Below are 20,786 nucleotides of genomic sequence, written 5' to 3' on the forward strand. Positions count from 1 at the left end.
AAGGGTTTCAGGCCGCTAACCCAGCCTGTTATATTTTATTTATTTTCTGAACCTTTTCTATAAATGTAAACGGTAAGGAAAGGATCAGTATTTTGTTACAGCAGCATTAAGGCTTTCTTAAGCTTGCAGTTATATGATTCGCGGCAAATCATTTCTGCACGTTATGTTTCCATCACATTAACGCCCGCGACCTCAGCATGTTGGGAGTTTTCATTGCGCTATTTATTGCCGAAGATCAGCTATTTCAAGCTGACTTTACTGTTGACACTGTATTTTACTTTTGTCGTTAACCTTCCGATTTTATTGCACTTTTACCGCATTCTTCATGCGTTACCTGCCTACAATTTTTTGTTCGCACTGACCATTCCGGTCGTGCTTTTTGCCGCGCTGAACTTTGTGTTCACGCCGTTCACTTTCCGTCCGCTGCTTAAGCCTTTCTTTATCATTGTGCTGCCGGTCAGTGCGCTGGCCAGTTTTGCGATGATGACCTATCAGGTGGTGTTTGACCGCGGCATGATCGAAAACATTCTGGATACCCAGTCTGCCGAAGCGACGTCTTACCTGAATTTGAAAGTGGTGCTGTGGTTTGTCTTCACCGGCATCCTGCCCGCGATCCTGCTATTTTTAACCCCCGTCACCTATGAAAAAACCGTGCTGCGCCGTCTGGGCGTGCGTCTGGTATCGATGGTGATTTCCCTGCTGGTGGTCGCGTCCATTGCCGGTGTGTTCTATAAAGATTATGCCTCCGTGGGCCGCAACAACCGCACGCTGAATCTGGAAATCGTGCCAACGAATTACCTGTACAGCGCCTTCCAGTATATGAATCACCGTTATTTTACGCCAAAAGTGCCGTTCCAGACGCTGGGCAACGACGCAAAACTGGTGCAGCAGCCGGGGCAGAAACCCAACCTGGTCTTCCTGGTCGTGGGTGAAACAGCGCGTGCGCAAAATCAGTCATCGAACGGTTATGCCAAACCGACCAATCAGTACACGCAGGCCATCCCGGATGTGGTGTATTTCAATAAAATGACGTCCTGCGGGACGGCGACGGCGATTTCCGTTCCGTGCATGTTCTCGAATATGAAACGCACAAACTACGACGCCAACCGTGCGCGTAACAGCGAAGGGTTGCTGGATATTCTGCATAAATCCGGCGTCTCCGTGTTCTGGAAAGATAACGACGAAGGCTGTAAAGGCGTGTGTGACCGCGTGCCGAACGTCATTATCGACACCCAAAAAGACGGAAAATATTGCGATGGCGATACCTGTTACGACATGGCGCTGATGCAGAATATCGACGACGACATCCGCCCGGACGGTAAAAATACGCTGATTGCGCTGCACCTGATTGGCAGCCATGGCCCGACGTATTACAAACGCTATCCGCCGGAATTCCGCAAATTCATGCCCGATTGCGAGCGCAGCGATATCGAAAACTGTTCGCAGGAACAGCTGGTGAATACCTACGATAACACCCTGCTCTACACCGATTATCTGGTGTCTCAGGTGATTGAAAAGGCGAAGCAGTATCAGGATAAGTACAACGTGGCGGTGATTTATCTTTCCGATCACGGCGAATCGCTGGGTGAAAACGGCCTGTATCTGCACGGTACGCCATACAGCGTGGCACCCGCCCAGCAGACACACGTTCCGATGCTGTTCTGGCTGTCAGACGGCTACACCAAAGCGCAGGGCATTGACCTGCAATGCCTGAAAGCCAGTGCGGCAAAAGACGATGTGTCGCAGGATAATCTGTTCCACACCGTGCTCAGCGTCATGAACGTGCAAACCACGGAACGTGACCCGCAGCTGGATATTCTTGCAGCCTGTAAAGCCCCGCACGCCTGAATCTCGCTTTAACCTGAGGGTTTGCTGCCTGCTTCAGGGCAGCAAACCACATTCCGCCAGAATGCTTTTTGCCAGCGCGCTGACGGTCTGATCAAACCGCTCCGATTCATTATCCAGCACCATATACAACGCCGTTTGCCGCACCGTTCTGGCCGATAACGCAAGACGACTCAGTTGCCCGCTATCCAGCGCACTTTGCACACTTTCCAGCGGCAGCCAGCCGTATCCGACGCCCACCGCAATCGCCTCCATCGCTGCGCCAACGGTGGTAAATGTCCAGTTCGCAATCGTCCCGGAAGAGTGATTATCAGTGCGCGGCATATGCCGGTCCGCGACGCTGATCAGCGGGAAACGCGCCAGATCCTGCGCCGTCAGCGGAACGGGAAGTTGCAGCAACGCATGATCGCTTTTCGCTACCGGCACAAAATCGACATCCAGCAAAAAGCGCCCGTGGATTGCATTCTCCGGCGCCAGCGTGGTGATGTACAAATCCGCCGACCGCTCGTTAAGCTGTTCGATGCTTTCCCCGCGCAGGATCTCCGTCAGATGAACCCGCGTATCCGGGAACTGCTGTTGAAACGCTTTCAGGGCGCGGAACAGGCGATTTTTCGGAAATACGCTGTCCACCACCAGGCTAAGCTCCGTGCGTACGCCGTCTTTCAAACCGGCGGCGCGATGCTCCAGTTGCAAAAACGCTGTGATCAGCGGGCTGGCCTGAACCAGCAACGCGCGCCCCTGTTCGCTGAGCACCGCCTTACGTCCGTGGATTTCCAGCAGCGACAGCCCGAGGCGTTCCTGTAAACCACTAAGCGCGTAACTGACCGATGACTGGCTGCGGTTAAGCACCTGCGCCGCCTGAGCATAACTGCCCTGCTCGATAACCGTTTGTAAAACCACCCATTGTTCAAGCGTCGTACGCGGAAGTGCCATAGAGTTCTCCTTGTCCAATGCGTTTTTCAGCGCATAACCGTTCTGATTTTTAGATTATTTATATCGGAAATCAGCGTTTTTATATCTGATTTATGAAGTGTAATCTTCTTCTCAACGAAACGAAATGAAACGTTTCATCCCAACACTGAGTTAAGGAGAATTACGATGAGCAGCTTCGATAAACATGACCTGAGCGGTTTTGTGGGCAAACACGTTGTTTACACTTACGACAACGGCTGGAATTACGAAATTTATGTGAAAAACGCCGAAACGCTGGACTACCGCATTCACAGCGGCCTGGTGGGTAATCGCTGGGTGAAAGACCAGCGCGCTTACATCGTCCGCGTGGCGTCCGACGTCTACAAAATTTCCTGGACTGAACCGACCGGCACCGACGTCAGCCTGATTGTGAATCTGGCCGACAACGTGTTCCACGGCACCATCTTCTTCCCGCGCTGGATCATGAACAATCCGGAAAAAACCGTCTGCTTCCAGAACGACCATATTCCGCTGATGAATTCTTACCGCGACGCTGGCCCGGCGTATCCGACCGAAGTGATCGACGAATTCGCCACCATCACTTTTGTACGTGACTGTGGTGCCGATAACGATACCGTCATCGACTGCGCCGCCAGTGAATTACCGGCTAACTTCCCGGATAACCTGCGTTAATTCACGTCATTAGCGCAATAAAAAAGCCGCAGCGCGTCATGCACTGCGGCTTTTCTTTCTGCTGAGTTTCTTTAAATCAGCGCGCCAGCGTTTTCAGCAACGCCGCGTTGAATTTCTCCGGTTCTTCCATCTGCGGCGCATGCCCTAATCCGGCAAACTCAATCAGCTTCGCGTGTGGGATCAGCTTCGCAGCCTGTTTACCCAGCACTTTGTAATTGCCGATTTTCGCTTTCACCGCAGGCGGCGCGATATCACTGCCAATCGCCGTGGTATCGGACGTCCCGATCATTAAGGTCGTCGGAACGCGGATATTTTTAAATTCGTAAAACACCGGCTGCGTGAAAATCATGTCGTAAATCAGCGCCGAGTTCCACGCCACCAGTTTATGCCCCGGCCCGTTATTCAGCCCCGCCAGCATATCAACCCAGCGGTCATATTCCGGTTTCCATTTATTCACGTAATAGGTTTTCAGCTCGTACTGCTTAATGCTGTCCGCCGAGGTTTTCAGCTCGCGGTCATACCACTGATCGACCGTGCGGTAAGGCACGCCTTTGGCTTTCCAGTCTTCCAGCCCGATCGGATTCACCAGCACCAGTTTTGACACTTCCGGCGCAAACATCAGGCTGTATCGGGTCGCCAGCATCCCGCCGGTGGAATGCCCAACAATCACCGCTTTCTTGATATTGAGGCTTTTCAGCAGGTCATGCGTATTGTTCGCCAGTTGCTGGAAACTGTACTGATAATGCCCCGGCTTGGTGGAGGAACAAAACCCAATCTGATCGGGCGCAATCACGCGGTAACCTTTCACCGCCAGCGCGCGGATGGTATCGCCCCAGGTCGCGGCGCAGAAATTCTTGCCGTGCATCAGCACCACCGTCTGGCCATTTTTATGCCCGGTCGGCGCGACGTCGAGATACCCCATTTGCAGCGGCGCACCCTGCGAGGTAAAGGAATATTGTTTGATAGGATAAGGGTAATCAAAACCCTGTAATTGCGGACCGTAGGAAGGCGCATCGGCCGCAAAAGCGGGCGCGGTGACACAAAGGGATAAAGCAGCAGCGCAAAAGAGCAATTTCAAACGGGGAAACATCGTTCAGTCCTATTGTCGTTTATCGGACAGGCGGCTTAAAGTCTTATGCTACAAACTTTAAGCCGCCAGTAAAACCCGATAAAACCGAAACAGCACGAACTGGTTTTAGTCTTTAGAGGCCAGAACACAGCGGTAAATCAGGCCGCCGATCACGCCGCCGACAACAGGCATCAGCCAGAACATCCACAGCTGATCTAACGCCCAGGTTCCCTGGAAAATCGCCACCGCGGTACTGCGCGCCGGGTTAACAGAGGTATTGGTGACAGGAATGCTGATCAGGTGAATGAGCGTCAGCGCCAGACCAATCGCGATCGGAGCAAAACCCGCCGGTGCGCGTTTGTCGGTTGCGCCGTGGATAACGATCAGGAAGATAGCCGTCAGAACGCCTTCCGCCACCATCGCCGCCGCGAGGCTGTAGCCGCCCGGTGAGTGCTCGCCGTAACCGTTGGAAGCAAAACCGCTGGTCGTTGCGTCAAAACCAGCATGACCGCTGGCGATAACGTACAACACCGCCGCTGCCGCAATCCCGCCAATCACCTGCGCGATGATGTAAGGCACAACGTCGCGGCCCGGAACGCGTCCGCCCGCGAATAATCCGAGCGTGACCGCCGGGTTAAAATGGCCGCCGGAAATATGGCCGACGGCGAACGCCATGGTCAGAACGGTCAGACCGAATGCCAGCGCCACGCCTGCAAAGCCAATCCCCAGGCCGGGAAAGCCCGCCGCAAAAATCGCGCTACCACACCCACCAAATACCAAAACAAATGTGCCGATAAACTCGGCAGATAATTTCCTGAACATAACAAGATCCCTGTTAGAATAATCTGAGAATTTCACCTTCTCCCACACGAAATAACCTCGTGAAAGGTGATCGGCGGGATAATACTCTTGGTGATTCGGAAAAACACTAAATTTTGGAAACAGTGAAGCATTCATGATTTACATCAAATGCATGTTAATTATCAGGACGGTAAATATCTTAAAAGTGTGGTGTCACAGAGGATTGAGTCTTTATAGGTTATTATTAACTTAACGAAACTTCTTTCTGTGGCGCTCACTGGTGGAACTCCCTTTGGCCTTAAACTGGTTAAACCGACCGTATATCCGGATCTGCCTTTCCGTTCTGGCATTTTTCATTGTGGCTGCACTGGGTGTACTGGCTATTTCCTGGCAAACCTCGCAAGGATTACGCCGCGATACCGCCGCCAGTCTGGCGCAATCTGTCCGCCTTGTGGACATGACGCTCAACAACGCCTCAACCGCTGCCGATTCCGTCCAGCACCTGGTCGGCCAGGACTGCGATCAGGACGTCATTCAGGCCTTACGCTGGGAAGTTGCGCGCGTGCCGAATGTCCGAACCGTTAACCTTTATCGCGGCGATACCATCTACTGCACCTCGCTGTTTGGTAAAAAGATCGACTACGTTTCCACCGACAAATACGCAGGCGAAACCTTACTCCTCATGAGCGGTAATCCCGTCACGCCGGGCCATCCGCTGATTGCTTATCGTCGCGATATCAGGGGCAACGGCATACTGATTGGCGTGGATGGCTATTTCCTGCATAACATTCTTGAACTGCTCAGCACGCACGCTTACCTGATTTTGCAGGTCGGCGATCAGTGGATGGACAGCAAGGGCAAAATTCATCAGGGCGAAGGCTGGCCGGATGGCACAAGAATGGCGCTGGCGTCGGCGCGTTATCCCTACAACATGCGGCTGGTGATCCGTAACAGTGACCAGTGGCGCTATGTATTTGATTACGCCACCGTCAGCCTGGTGTTGTTCCCGCTGGTCAGCATTTTTATCGCGTTCATGACCTACATGCTGCTTGGCCGCGTGGGCAGCCCGATCTCCACGCTGAAAGATGCGCTGGCGAAAAAGCAGTTTGTTCCGTTCCTGCAACCGGTGGTCGACGGCACAAATCACCGGCTTACCGGCGGCGAAGTGCTGATGCGCTGGCAGCATCCGCAGTCGGGCCTGATCCCGCCGTATCAGTTCATTCCGCTGGCCGAAGAGAGCGGCCTGATTGTGCCGATGACCCGCCTGATGATGGCGCAGGTGCGCGATCAGTTCGGGCCGGTTGCCGCGCAACTGCCGGATAATTTCCATTTCGGTTTCAACATCTGTGCCGGGCATTTCAAAGACCTGACGCTGGTTGAAGACTGCAAAGCGTTTCTGCACGCGTTCAAAGATAAACCGGTCCTGCTGGTGCTGGAGCTGACCGAACGCGAGCTGATTGAATCGAGTGAAATCACTCACAGCCTGTTCAGTGCGCTGCGCAGAATGGGGGTGCTGATTGCGATGGACGATTTTGGTACCGGTCATTCCAGCCTGACGTACCTGCAAAAATTCCACATCGACATCCTCAAAATCGACCAGAGCTTTATTGGCCGCATCGGCACGGACGCGCTGGCCGGGCATATTGTGGATAACGTGATTGATCTGGCGAAGCGTTTGCAGATGGTCATTGTGGCGGAAGGCATTGAGACTCAGGAGCAGATCGACTATCTGACGCCCTTCCATCTCGACTATTTTCAGGGTTATTTTTTCGGAAAGCCGGTGCCGGTAACAGAATTTATGGAAAAATGGCTGCAACGATAACAGCCTTATATTCTGCGACTAGAATAATAACGTGAGCTACGTCTTATAAGATGCGTGCGCTTTTTGCTAAAAATCCGCCGATGTGTAACATCCACACAGACTCAGCCCGGCAGAGCGGCTAACTTGTTGAAGTTACATGTATTGACCTACTCTGTCAGTGAACCCTGCTGAAAATTCGAATGATCACTTTGCGAGCAAGATGATGATTAAGTGGCCGTGGAAAGCGAATGACCTGAAAATTGAAAAATCAGACGCGTGGAATGACGCTCTGAATATTCCGCTATTATCCTCCCTAAACGATGACGAGAAACAGCGGCTGGTTCAGGTCGCCAGTCAGTTGTTGAATCAGAAGCGGCTGGTTCCCTTACAGGGCATCGAACTGACGGAACAGATGCAGGCGCGTATCGCCCTGCTGTTTGCCCTGCCGGTGATGGAACTGGGCGCATCCTGGCTCGATGGTTTTCATGAGATTTTGCTCTACCCTTCCCCTTTCGTCGTCGATTCCCCGTGGCAGGATGAAAACGGGCTGGTTCACGCCGGTACGCAAATACACGCCGGGCAAAGCTGGGATCAGGGCCCGATTGTGCTCAACTGGCAGGACATCGAAGATTCGTTCGACAACTCCGGTTTCAATCTGGTGATCCACGAAGCGGCGCATAAACTCGATATGCGCAACGGCGGCGAAGTCAGCGGCATTCCGCCAATCCCGCTGCGGGAAGTGGTCGCGTGGGAACACGATTTGCAGGCCGCCATGCAAAATCTGCAAGATGAAATCGACACCGTCGGCGAAGAAGCCGCCAGCATGGACGCCTACGCCGCGACCGATCCGGCAGAATGCTTTGCGGTGTTATCGGAATACTTTTTTAGTGCGCCTGAACTGCTTTCAGAACGTTTTCCGCTGGTATACGGTCATTTCACCCGTTTTTACCAGCAGGACCCGCTGGCAAGGCAACTTCGCGGCCAGCGCTGCGATTGTTAACCCGCGTGATCTACAGCGATTTGCAATGGAAAAGTCCTGTTTTATCGCCGTATTGATTAGTTGCTGAGCAGTCGGAGGGTTTTCGTGATTTTAGCGTTGACACTCCGCGCCCCTCTGGATAACATGCGCCCCGTTCACACGATTCCTCTGTAGTTCAGTCGGTAGAACGGCGGACTGTTAATCCGTATGTCACTGGTTCGAGTCCAGTCAGAGGAGCCAAATTTAGAAAAGCCCGCTTAAGGAAACTTAAGCGGGCTTTTTGGTTTTTAGCTCGCGAAACCGGTGCCATCGGAGCATCAAAGCGCTTTGTAAATCTCAACTATCACCTGCCTCGTTGCGTCTTCAATCGTCCCTTCATTACGGCATAAAACCCAGCCCTGACCGGCAATTTCCCGCTCGAACGCCTGGGTACAAGCGACATGTTCTTCCAGCTTATGAATCACCGTACTGCTCAGCCCACGCGTCCGGGCCGCGGCTCTCGCCCATGAAATTTCAGGCGCAGTAACAACCCCGACATGAAGGTCTGGCGTTCTCACGTTTCGTTCAATATTAAGCTGTAAAATCTCTGCGAATGGCACCATCCTGCGAAACGCGGCATCTGAGGGGTACCAGCGATCCATCAAGATAATGCTGTCCGGTGGCTGTTTAGTCAGCACATTCCGGGAAATCCAGGCACGGCTATCCGCAAGGCGCTCACAAACTTCCCGTTCTAAATCCAGGGAGGGATTTCTGGCGAGTCTGTTAACAAGAGCCATTGTTTCCGCCCTGAAGGGATCGCTTTTTTTCTCGCAAAGTCGGATCACCTTCTTGTTGTCTGCCCTGAGTACTTTCGTCATGGCTTCCAGCAGTGTGGTTTTACCGGCTCCCTTGGGCCCGTCCAGAGAGACAAACAGTTGTCGGTTCATGCTTCTGTAGACGATTGATATGCGTTTTTTGTAAAACCTGAATCTGGCAAAAACATCTTTGTTCCTTCGTATGAATAGCGATCCGCCCTGTTCGTTCATCAGCGATGAAGCAGATAAACGGCTGATGAACATTCTGGCAATGATTCTAACTCATTCGTTTAAAAACGAGGATTAAAGCCGTCTATGGTCATTGCAGATATGTTGCGACCTGAGCGGTGTAATCTAAGGAAACCACTTCTTCATGGGGATGTCCTCATGTGACTCATGAAGACATTACTTACATAGGGATGAACTAATCGACGGGGAGCAGTTCAGCCCGTCTAAGGAAACTTAAGCGGGCTTTTGGGTTTCTTTGTTGGCCGAAAGGTACAAGTTGTAGCGCGTCCATTAACTGTCACAGTCATAGCAGGGAACATTACAGTTCCAGGGAGGACAGATTCTCTCTGGAACTATTAAACTTTATTTTTTTGAATTATATTTTTCAGTTCCGATATTGATAGAGTTTTAGTTCCAATATGAATCATAGCATGGCAATTCGCACAGACAGGCACAAGTTCATCTTTAGGATTAATTTTGTATCTTTTTTTAATAGTCGCGATAGGATTTATATGATGAACATGAATGTAATCTTTCCCTAAAATACCGTAGGTTTTTTCAAAGTTGAAATCACAAACTTTGCAACTGTAACCGTGATACTCAAGACATTCTTTTCGTGCTTTAGGATTTCGTTCATAATAGGTACTCCACTTTTCCTTTTTATCACCCTCATAGTATTCTTCCAATATTTCCGGTGTATAACTGTATTGTTCCTGTTCAGTGGCATACCAACCATTACCTTCTCTTACTAAGTACTTAAGTTCGATTGTCGGAATAAATGATTCAATCTTAGCCGCTTTAGCTTCATCAACACCTTTTCTACGCTTTTGACTAAAGGTGTATAGCTGGTAGCCTTCCAACATAACTTTATTCAAGTGCTCACGAGCCTGAATGTAGCCTAACTTAGAGCTACCATTTTCATTTTCATTCCAATCATCTGATAAAATCAGAACTTTTTTCTCATCAACTGACTTGAGGTCTTCCCATGCACCAAAAATAATCTTTTTGTTAACTTCATCAATGAATGACCAACTCCATGCCCAGTTCTTACACCCAGCCCCTAATGACTTAATAAAATCTGTACGTGACATTATGAAATCCTTTGCCGTATTTCGGAAATCGCTCTCCATCACCACAAGCAAGTACATTTTTCCAGAGAAGGGAAAGACGCTATAATTTTACAACTTGCTTTATGATAGAAAGAGGAAGTTACTTTCATGATACATTAGACATAGTTCTGATGGAATAAAGAAAGTAATTTCGCCATTGAATTAATTCAAGTGGTATTATATATAATAGAATAATAGCATGCTATATAATGCACACTTTCATAATTGTAATCGCTCTACTTCCATAAACTTATAAAGTGGCAAAGAACTTGATATCGTTGCACACCATATGAAATTCCTTTTCAGGCTATTTTAATTGAACGGCATTTCATTTATTACCACATATAAAATCAGTCACACCTAAGACTGCCACTACACAAATTTTCACATGCCCCCCCCATTCCCGCTACAATAACCCCATCCCCGGCTGTCATCGTAAGTTCTGTATGCGGCTGATCGTATTGAAAAAGGTAATGGCCGTGCTGAAAGAAAACTTTAATGAATTGCAGATGTTTCTTGTCGTAGCGCGAGAGCGAAGTTTTACCAAGGCGGCGAGTAAGCTTGATGTTTCGCAATCGGCCATCAGCCACGCGATAAAAGCGCTGGAAGAGCGTCTGAATATCCGGCTTCTGACGCGCACCACCCGCAGCGTGACGCCAACGGAAGCGGGTGAACGCATTATTGCCTGCCTCGAGCCGCGTCTGGCAGATCTTGAGCAGGAGCTGGAAACGCTGCTGCATCTGAACGGCAAGACCTCGGGGAATATCCGTCTTTCGGCGGGAGAACACTCGGCGCGCAAACTGGTGTGGCCGAAGCTGAAGCCGTTTCTGAAACAGTATCCTGAAATCAGTATTGAGCTGGTCGTCGATAACGGGTTTGTGAATATCGTCGAGGGGCGTTATGACGCGGGCATTCGTCTGGGCGAAAGCGTCGATAAAGATATGATTGCGGTAAAAATCGGCCCGGACATCCGTATGGCGGTGGTCGGCTCCCCGGCCTATTTCGCGGAGCATCCCATTCCGCAGACGCCGCATGATTTGCAGAATCATCAGTGCATTAATATGCGTTTACCGACCGCCGGTGGCGTGTATCACTGGGAGTTTGAGAAGGACAGAAAACCGCTGCGTGTGCGGGTTGAAGGCCAACTGACGTTCAACCTGCTGTCCGAAAGAATCGATGCCGTGCAGTCCGGTTTTGGTATTGCCTGCGTGCCGGAAGATATGATTACCGATCTCGTGAAATCGGGCGAGCTGGTGCAGATTCTGGAAGAATGGTGCCCGTATTTCCCCGGTTATTATCTTTATTACCCGAGCCGAAAACAGCATCCGCCCGCTTTTGCGCTGCTGATTGATGCGCTGCGTTATTCAGAATAGAAAAAAACCGCGACACCTTTTGAGTGTCGCGGATGTTTTATAAATGAGGGATATCAGACATCCAGTTTGCGGCCCGTCAGCCATTCAACCATTGCCGGATCACGGTGCGAGAAGAAGGCGCTGGTCGCCGTGTCCATCGCGCTGATTTTAATCATTTCGTCCTGACTCAGTTCAAAATCCAGCACGTTGATGTTCTCTTCCATCCGCTCTTTGCGCACTGATTTTGCCAGCGAAACAATGCCGCGCTGGAAGACCCAACGCAGAACCACCTGCCCCACGCTTTTGCCATATTTTGCGCCAATCGCCGCTAACACCGGATTCTGGAACAGGCCGTTTTTGCCTTCCGCAAACGGCGCCCAGGCTTCCGGCTGGATCCCGCGGCTCTGCATCCACGGCACCGCATGCAGCTGCTGGTTGAACGGGTTCACTTCAATCTGGTTGACGGCAGGAACGACGTTATTAAAGGCCATCAGATCTGCCAGACGATCCGGCTGGAAGTTACTCACGCCAATCGCGCGGATTTTCCCTGCCTGATGTAACTCTTCCATTGCGCGCCACGCGCCGTGAACGTCACCATACGGCTGGTGAATCAGATATAAATCGACATAATCCAGTTGCAGCCGATTCAGCGACCGCTCGAACTGCGCTTTTGCGCCTTCATAACTTGCGCCCTGTAACCACAGTTTGGTGGTAACGAAAAGTTCGTCGCGCGCAATGCCGCTTTGCCTGAGCGCGTTGCCCACCTGCGTTTCATTCTGGTAAGACGCGGCGGTATCAATCAGGCGGTAGCCGGTTTCAATCGCATCGATAACGGCACGCTCGCATTCTGCGGCGTCCGTCATCTGGAAGACACCAAAGCCCAGCAGGGGCATTTCAATACCGTTGTTCAGTTTTACTGTTTGCATGACGTTATCCTTGAGTGTTGTGCCTGAGATAAGCATAACGCAGAGCGATTAATCGGATTAGAGGCCCTAATCCGATAGGGTTCATTAGCCGAATTCATTAATTGCGGGACATCAGCTGCGTACAGTTTCCAGCCAGCTGGTGACGGTTTCTGTGGTTCTTCTTTCCTGACTGCCTTCAATGACCAGCGGTTTTTCGCGTTTTGCGCCCGCCGCCAGTCGCGCGAGGACGTCTTCACTGTCGCCCTTTCCGTAGCCGCCGTGGGTAATAAACGGGATGAGTAACTTACCGGCGAGATCGTGAGTGCTCAGGAAAGTCTGCACCACCGGCGGCACGCTGGTGCCCCAGACGGGAAAGCCCAGATAGACCGTCTGATAACCCGCCATGTCGGGAACGGTATTTTTTAAGGCGGGCAGAATTCCCCGGTCGTGTTCGCTTTTGGCCTGCGCGACGGTCTGGAAATAATCTTCCGGATAAGGTTTCGCGGGTTCGATTTCAAACAGATCGGTTTTCAGGCTGCGGTGGATGACGCCCGCAATCACGCGCGTGTTGCCGCTTCTTGTGAAATACACCACCAGCGTGCGGTTGTTGCTCAGTACATTGGCGTTATCGCTGGCCGCCGCGACCAGCGGGACATTGGCGAGCGTTAACCCCGCCAGCGCGGTGAGCAAGATTCTGCGCGCCGGATCATGTTCTTCTGACATCGCCCTCTCCTTTATTTTGCAGTGGCCAGTTGCAGCGCATGTTCAGCGCGGGACGCCGCTTCGTTTTCACCATTTTCACGCAGGGTTTGCGCCAGCTGTTGCAGCTGCCCCGCCGTCAGCCCGACGCGCAAGCTTGCCCGCGTGTGGGATAACAGCTGCGCTTCAACGCCGGGCGTGGCGGCTAACGCCCCGACCGTTGCCAGCTCGCGGCTCTGCCAGTCCAGATTGTCGCGGGCAAAAATGTCGCCGAATAAATGCGTTTGCAGAAACTGATTTATCACCGGCGCAAAATCAAACAACGGGCCCTGCACCGGCGCACCGGAGATTTTGGTCTGATTGGCGGTTCCCGTGCGGCGGAGTTCTTCCCCGACCGGGACCGGGCTTACCGGTTCCTGGCCTTCAGCGTCGTGAATGCCGCGCTGTTTGCGGGCTTCGACCACTTTCATGAGTTCGGTTAATGCGTTAAGGCTGCGCGGAAAACCGGTGTACGCGTAAAGCTGCACAAGGATTTCCTTGGTTTCGTTAACGGTCAGCCCGGCATCCAGCCCCTGATTCAGCGCGGCGCTGAGTTTTTCCATCTGGCTGCCTGCCATAAACGCGGCGATTAAAGGAATGGCCTGCTGACGCGCAGACAATGTTTCGGAAACGCTGGATTGCGTGTTCATTGTTGAGGCTCCTGTTGTATCGGGCGGCGCGGCAAATGACATCTGGCCGGAGCCGAAAATCAGTAATGCCGCCGCCGCGAGGGTTTTAATGCGCGTGATATTGTTCATCGGTCACCTTCTCCATCCATTCAACACTCTTCCCCTGCACAATTCCGGTCACTGCCAGATGCGTCATTGCGCTGCCCGGCGCGGCACCATGCCAGTGTTTAACGCCGGGCGGGCACGAAACGACATCACCGGCGCGGATGATCTGCACCGGCTGGCCTTCCTGCTGAGTCAGGCCCACGCCGGAAGTGACAATCAGCCGCTGACCGGCCGGATGTGTATGCCAGGCCGAGCGGGCGCCCGGTTCGAAAGTGACATAGGCACCGGAAGCGCTGATGTCTTTATCCGCACGGAATAAAGGATCCACCCGCACATGGCCGGTGAAATTCTCCGCCGGGCCGGTGACCGGTTTTTGCGTTCCTGCGGCGGCGATTTGCACCGGCGCAGGCGGAACCTGAGCGGTAACAGAAAAAGTGATGAGAGGCAGAATCAGCCCGAAATAACGTATTTTCCCGATCATGCGATGCGTCCTTTTAGCCAGTAATGTGGATGCTGCGTCGCGATGATTCTAACGGGGGTGACATGTCGTCAGGCTGACGGCCTCCTGACAATCTTGTCAGCCGTCATCGCCAGCGTGAGTCCGAAGGTATTGACGCCGCCTTCGCTGCGGGCAAACACATCGCCCTGATGCATAATCGCCACCGCGCGGACGATGGATAACCCCAGGCCATGATGCGTATCGCTTTTGGTGCGCGAAGAGTCCACCCGGTAAAAACGCTCGAACAGACGGTGCAGATGCCCCGCCGCGATAGGCTCGCCGGGGTTAGAGACGGCAACGAACGCCTGATTATTCTGCTCACTCAACCGGACGGTCACGGTGCTTTGCGGCGGTGAATGTCGGGCGCTGTTCTCCAGCAGATTCGCCAGCGAACGGTGGAACAGACGCCGGTCAATCAGGGCGGTGACATCCCCTTCCACTTCCAGAGAAAGCTGTTTTTCAGCGAAAGAAGGCTCGACGTATTCCGCCGTTTTCAGCGTTTCTTCACGCAGGGAAATGCGCGTTAGCTGGGACGCATGTTCACCGGCGTGCGCGTGTGAAAGAAACAGCATGTCATTGACGATGGACGTCATCCGCCCGAGTTCTTCGAGGTTCGAGCCGAGCAACTCTTCCAGCTCCTCATATGACCGGCGACGCGAAAGGCCGAGCTGTGTCTGGCCAATCAGGTTGGTCAGCGGCGTGCGCAGTTCATGGGCGACATCCGCGTTAAAGCTTTCCAGTTGCCGCCAGGCGATTTCCTGCCGCTCAAGCACGCCGTTAAACGAGGCGGCCAGCGGTTGCAGCTCGTGAGGTAAAAACCTGGTGTCCAGCCGCTGCCCGTGATCTCCCGGCGCAAGCTGCTGCGCCTGATCACTCAGCGCGCCGACCGGCCGCAGCCCGATTCGCGTAACGGCGTATCCCAGCAAGGCGACAATCAGCGCACCCAGCGCCGTAATCACAATCAGCGTCTGCGTAAACGCATCCAGCGTGCCCATATACGGCGTGGAATCAATAGCCACAACATAGCGCAGCGCCGGTCTGTCGCCGTTGGCGGGCAGGGTTTTCACCAGCAGAAACAGCGAACAGGAACCTTCAGAGGAACCGGGCAGTTTATTGAATCCCTCTTGCAGGGATGACCACGTAACGCCTACCGGCGGCGTGCCGCCCACGCTGAAACGCGGATCGTCGCTGACAATCCAGTAGCGAACCCGCTCGCCCTCCGAACTCGCCAGAAGCGTGAATTTACCGGCCAGCGTTGACCAGCCTTCCGCCGATGTGCGCGCGGTGATCCACGGGCTCATCAGCGATTCACGAAACAGCAGCTCGTTATGCATCTGTTTTTGCAAAGAATCATGCAGCGAGCTTCGCAGCAAAATCCCGATCGCCGAGACAATCAGCAAGGCGGCGAGCGCAAACATCAGCGCCATGTGGAGCGAAATCGAACGTCTGAACATGCGTTTCTCCTTCGCTTACTCAGGCCTGACTTCAAGGACGTAGCCCATACCGCGAACGGTATGCAGCAGCTTGCCCTCAAACGGCATATCAATCTTGGCGCGCAGGCGTTTAATCGCGACTTCAACCACGTTCGCATCGCTGTCGAAATTCATATCCCACACCTGTTCGGCAATCATCATTTTGGAGAGGATCTCGCCCTGATGGCGTGCCAGCAGGCTCAGCAACGCAAACTCCTTCGCCGTCAGTTCCAGCCGCGCACCGGCACGAAAAACGCGGCGGGCCAGCAGATCCAGATGCAGATCGTGAATTTGCAGCTGCGTGATATCGGCACCATCCGTTGTACGGCGACGCACCAGCGCCTGAATTCGCGCAACCAGCTCAATCAGGGAAAACGGTTTTGGCAGGTAATCATCCGCGCCCAGACGCAGGCCTTTGACGCGTTCGTCTACCGAACCCCGTGCAGAAAGCATCAGCACCGGCGTTTGTTTACTGGCACGCAGCCCTTCCAGCACGCGGTAACCGTCCATGCCCGGCAGCATCACATCCAGAATGATCGCGTCGTAATCGAATTCCAGCGCGTAGTGCAGCCCCTCCGCGCCGTCCGCCGAGACATCCACGGTAAAGCCGGATTCGCCCAGCGCGCGGCTCAGATACGCCGATGTTTTTTCTTCGTCTTCAACCAGTAACAGTCGCATCCTGATTTCCTCTCAAGCTTTCCTGTGCCCGCGTGCAGGGGCGATAGTAGCGTTCCATCCCCTACAGCTGGCTGACATTTTCCTGACAATTCTGTCAGTTACGTAGTTTCCTGACTGACAGAATTGTTATTTTCCCGTCACGGTGCTGACAGCCCCGCCGCCCTACCCTGAACCGGGCTCATTCACAGTCGAACGTCCGTTTCGTTATCACAACGACAGCGGGCACCACACATTCGGGAGATACCATGAAATCCACTTTCCTCAGCGCCATGCTGCTGACAGCCATTGCCGGAATGACGTCCGCCCATGCGGCTGATTACCGCAAAAATCCGTTCACGCTGGTCTATGACGGCGCGATCACCGAAAACGTCCAGGGCAAGGTCAACATTCATCCGGTGAAATACGATCTTCACGGCATTCAGATTGCCGCGAATGTCTACACGCCCGCCAACTACGACCCGGCCAAAAAATACCCGACGGTGGTCGTCGCGCACCCTAACGGCGGCGTAAAAGAACAGGTCGCCGGGCTGTACGCACAGCGCCTCGCCGAACACGGCTACATCACCATTGCGGCCGATGCGGCGTATCAGGGCGCCAGCGGCGGTATGCCGCGCAGCGTCGATAAACCGGCAAACCGCATTGAAGATATTCACGGCATGGCCGACTACATCAGCCAGTATCCGGGCGTAGACACCGCACGCATCGGCCTGCTGGGCATCTGCGGCGGCGGCGGTTATTCCCTGAAAGCCGCCCAGACCGACAAGCGCTTCAAAGCACTGGCAACGCTGAGTATGTTTAACTCCGGCCTGGTGCGCCGCAACGGCTATCAGGACTCGCAGATTTCCACCATTCAGGAACGCCTGAAACAGGCAACCGACGCACGCATCAAAGAAGTCACCACGGGCGAAATCAGTTATACGGGCGACGCGAAGCTCACCGACGAACAGGTCGCGAAACTCCCGTTTGATCTGTACCGTCAGGGCTTCGAGTACTACGGAAAAACTCACGCGCACCCGAACTCGACCTTCCGCTACACCACCAGCAGCCTGCTGGATCTGATGAGTTTTGATGCATCGACCAGTATGGACCTCATCAACCAGCCTTTACTGATGATGGCCGGCACCAAAGCCGACTCGCTTTACATGACTGAAAGTGCATTTAAAAAGGCCACCGGCACACAAAATAAAGAGCTGTATCTGATCGAAGGCGCGACGCACATCGAGACGTACTGGGTGCCGCGTTATGTCGATCAGGCAATGACCAAGCTCGATACCTTCTTCGACAAAAATATCTAACCCGCCGTTTTAGCCCCTCGCGTAGTCAGTGCCATCACGGCGCTGGCTACGGTAAATACCGCAATAATCCAGCCCATCGTCCACGGCGTCCCGTCACTGAGCAGCGCCAGCAACAATGAAGAGATAATCCCGCTGCCGTACTGTAACGCCCCCATCAGCGCAGAGGCAGAACCGGCAACGTTCGGCACGGCGTCCAGCGCGGCGGCGGTTGATGTCGCGGCAATAACGCCGTTCATCGCAAAGAAAACAAATACTGCCGCCACAATCAGGCCGATCCCGCCAATCCCTGCGCCGGTCGCCAGCGCCAGCACCAGTGCGGCCAGCATTGCGATACACACGGCGTACCTGAGCAACGTTTCCAGCGGATAACGATGCACCAGACGCCGGTTAACCATGCTCACCGCCATCAGTCCGACGATATTGACGGCAAACAACCAGCCATAATGTTGCGGCTCGACGCCAAAATAGGTGATGTAAACGAAAGGTGAGCCGGTGATAAACGCATACGCCGCGACGTAATAGAACGTCAGGCACAACGTAAAACGCATGTACTGCGTGTTGCTCAGCAGCGTGATGTAGTTGCGAAAGGCACTGAGCAGTGACGCTTTCACGCGCTTTTCTTCCGGTAAGGTTTCCGGCAGCCAGAACAGGGAAATCAGCATGAATGTGCCGATCACCGCCAGCAGCCAGAAAATAGAATGCCAGGAAGTCACTTTGATCATCTGCCCGCCCAGCAGCGGCCCGGCAATCGGGGCGATCGCCATGATAATCATCAGCGTCGAAAGCATTTGCGCCGCGCGGGTACGGCTGAACAGGTCACGGATCATCGCCCGCGCCAGCATCGGGCCGGTGCATGCGCCCAGCGCCTGAAAGACGCGCCAGAAAACAATCTGCCCGATATCCGTGGATAACGCACAACCGGCGGAACCGATGACGAACAACACCATGCCGATAAACAGCGGCAGACGACGCCCAAAATGATCGCTTACCGGCCCCCAGATCAGCTGTGCAATACAAAAACCGATTAAAAACCCGGTGATGGTCAGTTCCGCGTCGCCCTGTAAATCCTTCGCCATCAGTGGCATGGCCGGTAAATAAATGTCGGTCGATAAAGACGTGAAAGCCATTAATGCACTGAGAATAAGTACAAACGTGAGGCCGGTCGTTTTTCCGGTAGCGATCTGCGATCGTGCCTGAGAATCAGTCATGGTGTTCCATCGGGAAATAAGGAGAGGACTTTATACTAGCGGGTTCACGGCGGGAGATAATGGCGGGGAATCGGATAGAGATTATGAGCTGTATTCATGAATGCGGGCTGTTGCTCCCCGCCAGACGCAAAAATGCCCGCTCAGGAAAACCCGGCGGGCGTAGTGTTTTTAGGGCTTAAAGTTTACGGCTTAACGTTACCGGCTTAACTGTTGATTTCAGGCAGTTCAGTCGCGCCAGCCCATCGCCGGTGCCACGTGTTTCAGGATCGACTCTATAACGTGAACGTTGTAATCCACGCCCAGCTGATTGGGCACAGTCAGCAATAACGTGTCCGCTTCAGCAATCGCTTCATCCTGTTTCAGCTGTTCAATCAGCCTGTCCGGCGTCGCCGCATAGCTGCGCCCGAAGATGGCGCGGGTTTTCTCATCGAGATAACCGACTTTGTCACCATCGTTGCCGCCACCGCCAAAATACATACGATCGCGGTCATCCATCAGCGCAAAAATACTGCGGCTGACAGAAACGCGTGGCGCGCGTGTATGCCCCGCTTCGGCCCACGCCGCGCGATATGCACGGATTTGCGCCGCCTGCTGAATATGGAACGGCTCGCCGGTTTCATCATCTTTCAGCGTCGAGCTTTGCAGATTCATACCCAGCTTCGCCGCCCAGACTGCGGTCGCATTCGAACCCGCGCCCCACCAGATGCGGTCACGTAAACCTTCAGAATAAGGCTCAGGGCGCAGCAAGCCCGGCGGGTTCGGGAACATCGGCTGAGGATTCGGTTTCGCAAAACCTTCACCGCGCAGCACGTCCAGGAACTTTTCCGTCGTGCGGCGCGCCATATCCGCCTCGGTTTCACCTTCTTCAGGCTGATAACCAAAGTAGCGCCAGCCATCAATTACCTGCTCCGGTGAACCCCGGCTGATCCCCAGCTGCAAACGCCCGCCGGAAATCAGATCCGCCGCGCTGGCGTCTTCGGCCATATACAGCGGATTTTCATAACGCATGTCGATCACGCCGGTACCGATTTCAATCTTACTGGTCTTCGCACCAATCGCGGCCAGCAGCGGGAACGGCGAACTCAGCTGACGCGCAAAGTGATGCACGCGAAAATATGCGCCATCCGCGCCCAGTTCTTCAGCGGCGACGGCCAGATCAATAGATTGCAGCAAAGCGTCAGCCGCCGAACGGGTGCCGGACTGTGGCGATGGCGTCCAGTGACCAAATGATAAAAATCCAATATTTTTCATCGAGTATTCATCCTCATATTCAGGGAGATAATCCGCAAAGAGGCCCTTTCCGCCAGGCCGCATTAATAGATTCACTCTACGCGATTCAGGATGAGAATAAATATCATTTGTTTAACATAAGGATTCAATAAATTTGAAGGAGAGCATACTTTTTTGCTTGTTTTTTAATAACCTGAACAAATAGTCGCCATAAAAACGCAGATGTAAAAAATCCTTTGCCAACGACGTCATCACCCGTTATTATGCGCCCCGTTCACACGATTCCTCTGTAGTTCAGTCGGTAGAACGGCGGACTGTTAATCCGTATGTCACTGGTTCGAGTCCAGTCAGAGGAGCCAAATTTAGAGAAGCCCGCTTAGGAAACTAAGCGGGCTTTTTGGGTTTTGGGTTTTGGGTTTTGGGTTTTGAATTGAGTTAGAAGCG

At 53.2% G+C, this 20,786-nt stretch carries 19 protein-coding genes and 2 tRNA genes; 8 read left to right on the top strand and 13 right to left on the bottom strand.

Annotated features, from left to right (window positions below):
- Nucleotides 1–213: 213 nt before the first annotated feature.
- A complete protein-coding gene (locus tag KWG64_RS04970) occupies nt 214–1,848 on the top strand; it encodes a phosphoethanolamine transferase (RefSeq protein ID WP_218521124.1) in 1,635 nt (544 codons plus the stop codon).
- A 33-nt stretch (nt 1,849–1,881) separates the two neighbouring features.
- On the opposite strand, the gene KWG64_RS04975 is transcribed toward KWG64_RS04970, so the two are convergent.
- The gene (locus KWG64_RS04975) at nt 1,882–2,778 is read right to left on the bottom strand and encodes a LysR family transcriptional regulator (protein WP_218521125.1); all 897 of its coding nucleotides are present in this window, start codon (nt 2,776–2,778) and stop codon (nt 1,882–1,884) included.
- Nucleotides 2,779–2,943: 165 nt separating this feature from the next.
- Here KWG64_RS04975 and KWG64_RS04980 point away from each other — a divergent pair, with 165 nt between their 5' ends.
- Nucleotides 2,944–3,450 carry a phenolic acid decarboxylase gene (locus tag KWG64_RS04980; RefSeq protein ID WP_152326023.1) on the top strand — a complete coding sequence of 169 codons (507 nt, stop codon included), beginning with the start codon at nt 2,944–2,946 and terminating at the stop codon, nt 3,448–3,450.
- Nucleotides 3,451–3,526: 76 nt separating this feature from the next.
- Here the strand turns inward: KWG64_RS04980 and KWG64_RS04985 are convergent, their stop codons facing one another.
- Both KWG64_RS04985 and aqpZ read right to left on the bottom strand, forming a co-directional pair.
- Nucleotides 3,527–4,540 (bottom strand): alpha/beta fold hydrolase, encoded by a 1,014-nt coding sequence (locus tag KWG64_RS04985; RefSeq protein WP_195812522.1) that lies wholly within the window; start codon nt 4,538–4,540, stop codon nt 3,527–3,529.
- Nucleotides 4,541–4,645: 105 nt separating this feature from the next.
- Complete coding sequence (gene aqpZ / locus KWG64_RS04990) at nt 4,646–5,341, bottom strand: aquaporin Z (RefSeq protein WP_195812523.1); 696 nt, start codon at nt 5,339–5,341, stop codon at nt 4,646–4,648.
- A gap of 259 nt (nt 5,342–5,600) precedes the next feature.
- Here aqpZ and KWG64_RS04995 point away from each other — a divergent pair, with 259 nt between their 5' ends.
- The 3 genes from KWG64_RS04995 (at nt 5,601) to KWG64_RS05005 (ending at nt 8,340) form a co-directional block, all read left to right on the top strand.
- Complete coding sequence (locus KWG64_RS04995; RefSeq protein ID WP_255562089.1) at nt 5,601–7,142, top strand: EAL domain-containing protein; 1,542 nt, start codon at nt 5,601–5,603, stop codon at nt 7,140–7,142.
- Between the two features lie 202 nt (nt 7,143–7,344).
- Nucleotides 7,345–8,121 (top strand): DgsA anti-repressor MtfA, encoded by a 777-nt coding sequence (mtfA, locus tag KWG64_RS05000; RefSeq protein WP_218521376.1) that lies wholly within the window; start codon nt 7,345–7,347, stop codon nt 8,119–8,121.
- Between the two features lie 143 nt (nt 8,122–8,264).
- A tRNA-Asn gene (locus tag KWG64_RS05005) sits at nt 8,265–8,340 on the top strand.
- 77 nt (nt 8,341–8,417) lie between these two features.
- Here the strand turns inward: KWG64_RS05005 and KWG64_RS05010 are convergent.
- Nucleotides 8,418–9,026, bottom strand: coding sequence for a dTMP kinase (locus tag KWG64_RS05010; RefSeq protein WP_218521377.1), 609 nt, complete (start codon nt 9,024–9,026; stop codon nt 8,418–8,420).
- Between the two features lie 452 nt (nt 9,027–9,478).
- Nucleotides 9,479–10,213 (bottom strand): HNH endonuclease, encoded by a 735-nt coding sequence (locus tag KWG64_RS05015; protein WP_218521126.1) that lies wholly within the window; start codon nt 10,211–10,213, stop codon nt 9,479–9,481.
- 497 nt (nt 10,214–10,710) lie between these two features.
- Between KWG64_RS05015 and KWG64_RS05020 the strand changes: the two genes are divergently transcribed.
- Nucleotides 10,711–11,604, top strand: coding sequence for a LysR family transcriptional regulator (locus KWG64_RS05020; protein ID WP_195812949.1), 894 nt, complete (start codon nt 10,711–10,713; stop codon nt 11,602–11,604).
- A 53-nt stretch (nt 11,605–11,657) separates the two neighbouring features.
- Here KWG64_RS05020 and KWG64_RS05025 read toward each other — a convergent pair whose 3' ends face one another.
- The 6 genes from KWG64_RS05025 to KWG64_RS05050 all read right to left on the bottom strand — a co-directional run bounded on the left by KWG64_RS05025 (nt 11,658) and on the right by KWG64_RS05050 (nt 16,609).
- Nucleotides 11,658–12,509 (bottom strand): aldo/keto reductase, encoded by an 852-nt coding sequence (locus KWG64_RS05025; RefSeq protein WP_218521127.1) that lies wholly within the window; start codon nt 12,507–12,509, stop codon nt 11,658–11,660.
- A gap of 111 nt (nt 12,510–12,620) precedes the next feature.
- Nucleotides 12,621–13,211 carry a flavodoxin gene (locus KWG64_RS05030; protein WP_218521128.1) on the bottom strand — a complete coding sequence of 197 codons (591 nt, stop codon included), beginning with the start codon at nt 13,209–13,211 and terminating at the stop codon, nt 12,621–12,623.
- Nucleotides 13,212–13,222: 11 nt separating this feature from the next.
- Complete coding sequence (locus KWG64_RS05035; RefSeq protein ID WP_218521129.1) at nt 13,223–13,984, bottom strand: carboxymuconolactone decarboxylase family protein; 762 nt, start codon at nt 13,982–13,984, stop codon at nt 13,223–13,225.
- Entirely contained in the window at nt 13,962–14,441 is a 480-nt protein-coding gene (locus KWG64_RS05040) for a cupin domain-containing protein (protein WP_218521130.1), read from the bottom strand. The genes KWG64_RS05035 and KWG64_RS05040 overlap by 23 nt, the downstream gene beginning before the upstream one ends.
- A gap of 68 nt (nt 14,442–14,509) precedes the next feature.
- Nucleotides 14,510–15,913, bottom strand: a complete 1,404-nt coding sequence (locus tag KWG64_RS05045; protein WP_218521131.1) for a heavy metal sensor histidine kinase — start codon at nt 15,911–15,913, stop codon at nt 14,510–14,512.
- 15 nt (nt 15,914–15,928) lie between these two features.
- Nucleotides 15,929–16,609, bottom strand: coding sequence for a heavy metal response regulator transcription factor (locus tag KWG64_RS05050; RefSeq protein ID WP_195812534.1), 681 nt, complete (start codon nt 16,607–16,609; stop codon nt 15,929–15,931).
- A 245-nt stretch (nt 16,610–16,854) separates the two neighbouring features.
- On the opposite strand from KWG64_RS05050, the gene KWG64_RS05055 reads away from it, so the two are divergent.
- Nucleotides 16,855–17,904, top strand: a complete 1,050-nt coding sequence (locus tag KWG64_RS05055; RefSeq protein WP_195812535.1) for an alpha/beta hydrolase — start codon at nt 16,855–16,857, stop codon at nt 17,902–17,904.
- Here the strand turns inward: KWG64_RS05055 and KWG64_RS05060 are convergent.
- The gene (locus tag KWG64_RS05060; protein ID WP_218521132.1) at nt 17,901–19,112 is read right to left on the bottom strand and encodes a multidrug effflux MFS transporter; all 1,212 of its coding nucleotides are present in this window, start codon (nt 19,110–19,112) and stop codon (nt 17,901–17,903) included. The two genes, KWG64_RS05055 and KWG64_RS05060, sit on opposite strands and share 4 nt — an antisense overlap.
- Before the next feature lie 225 nt (nt 19,113–19,337).
- Nucleotides 19,338–20,363 carry an LLM class flavin-dependent oxidoreductase gene (locus tag KWG64_RS05065; RefSeq protein WP_218521133.1) on the bottom strand — a complete coding sequence of 342 codons (1,026 nt, stop codon included), beginning with the start codon at nt 20,361–20,363 and terminating at the stop codon, nt 19,338–19,340.
- Nucleotides 20,364–20,625: 262 nt separating this feature from the next.
- On the opposite strand from KWG64_RS05065, the gene KWG64_RS05070 reads away from it, so the two are divergent.
- Nucleotides 20,626–20,701 (top strand) — tRNA-Asn (locus KWG64_RS05070).
- Nucleotides 20,702–20,786 lie beyond the last annotated feature (85 nt).

The sequence above is a fragment of the Rahnella sp. PD12R genome (assembly GCF_019200965.1).
Classification (GTDB): Bacteria; Pseudomonadota; Gammaproteobacteria; order Enterobacterales; family Enterobacteriaceae; genus Rahnella; species Rahnella laticis.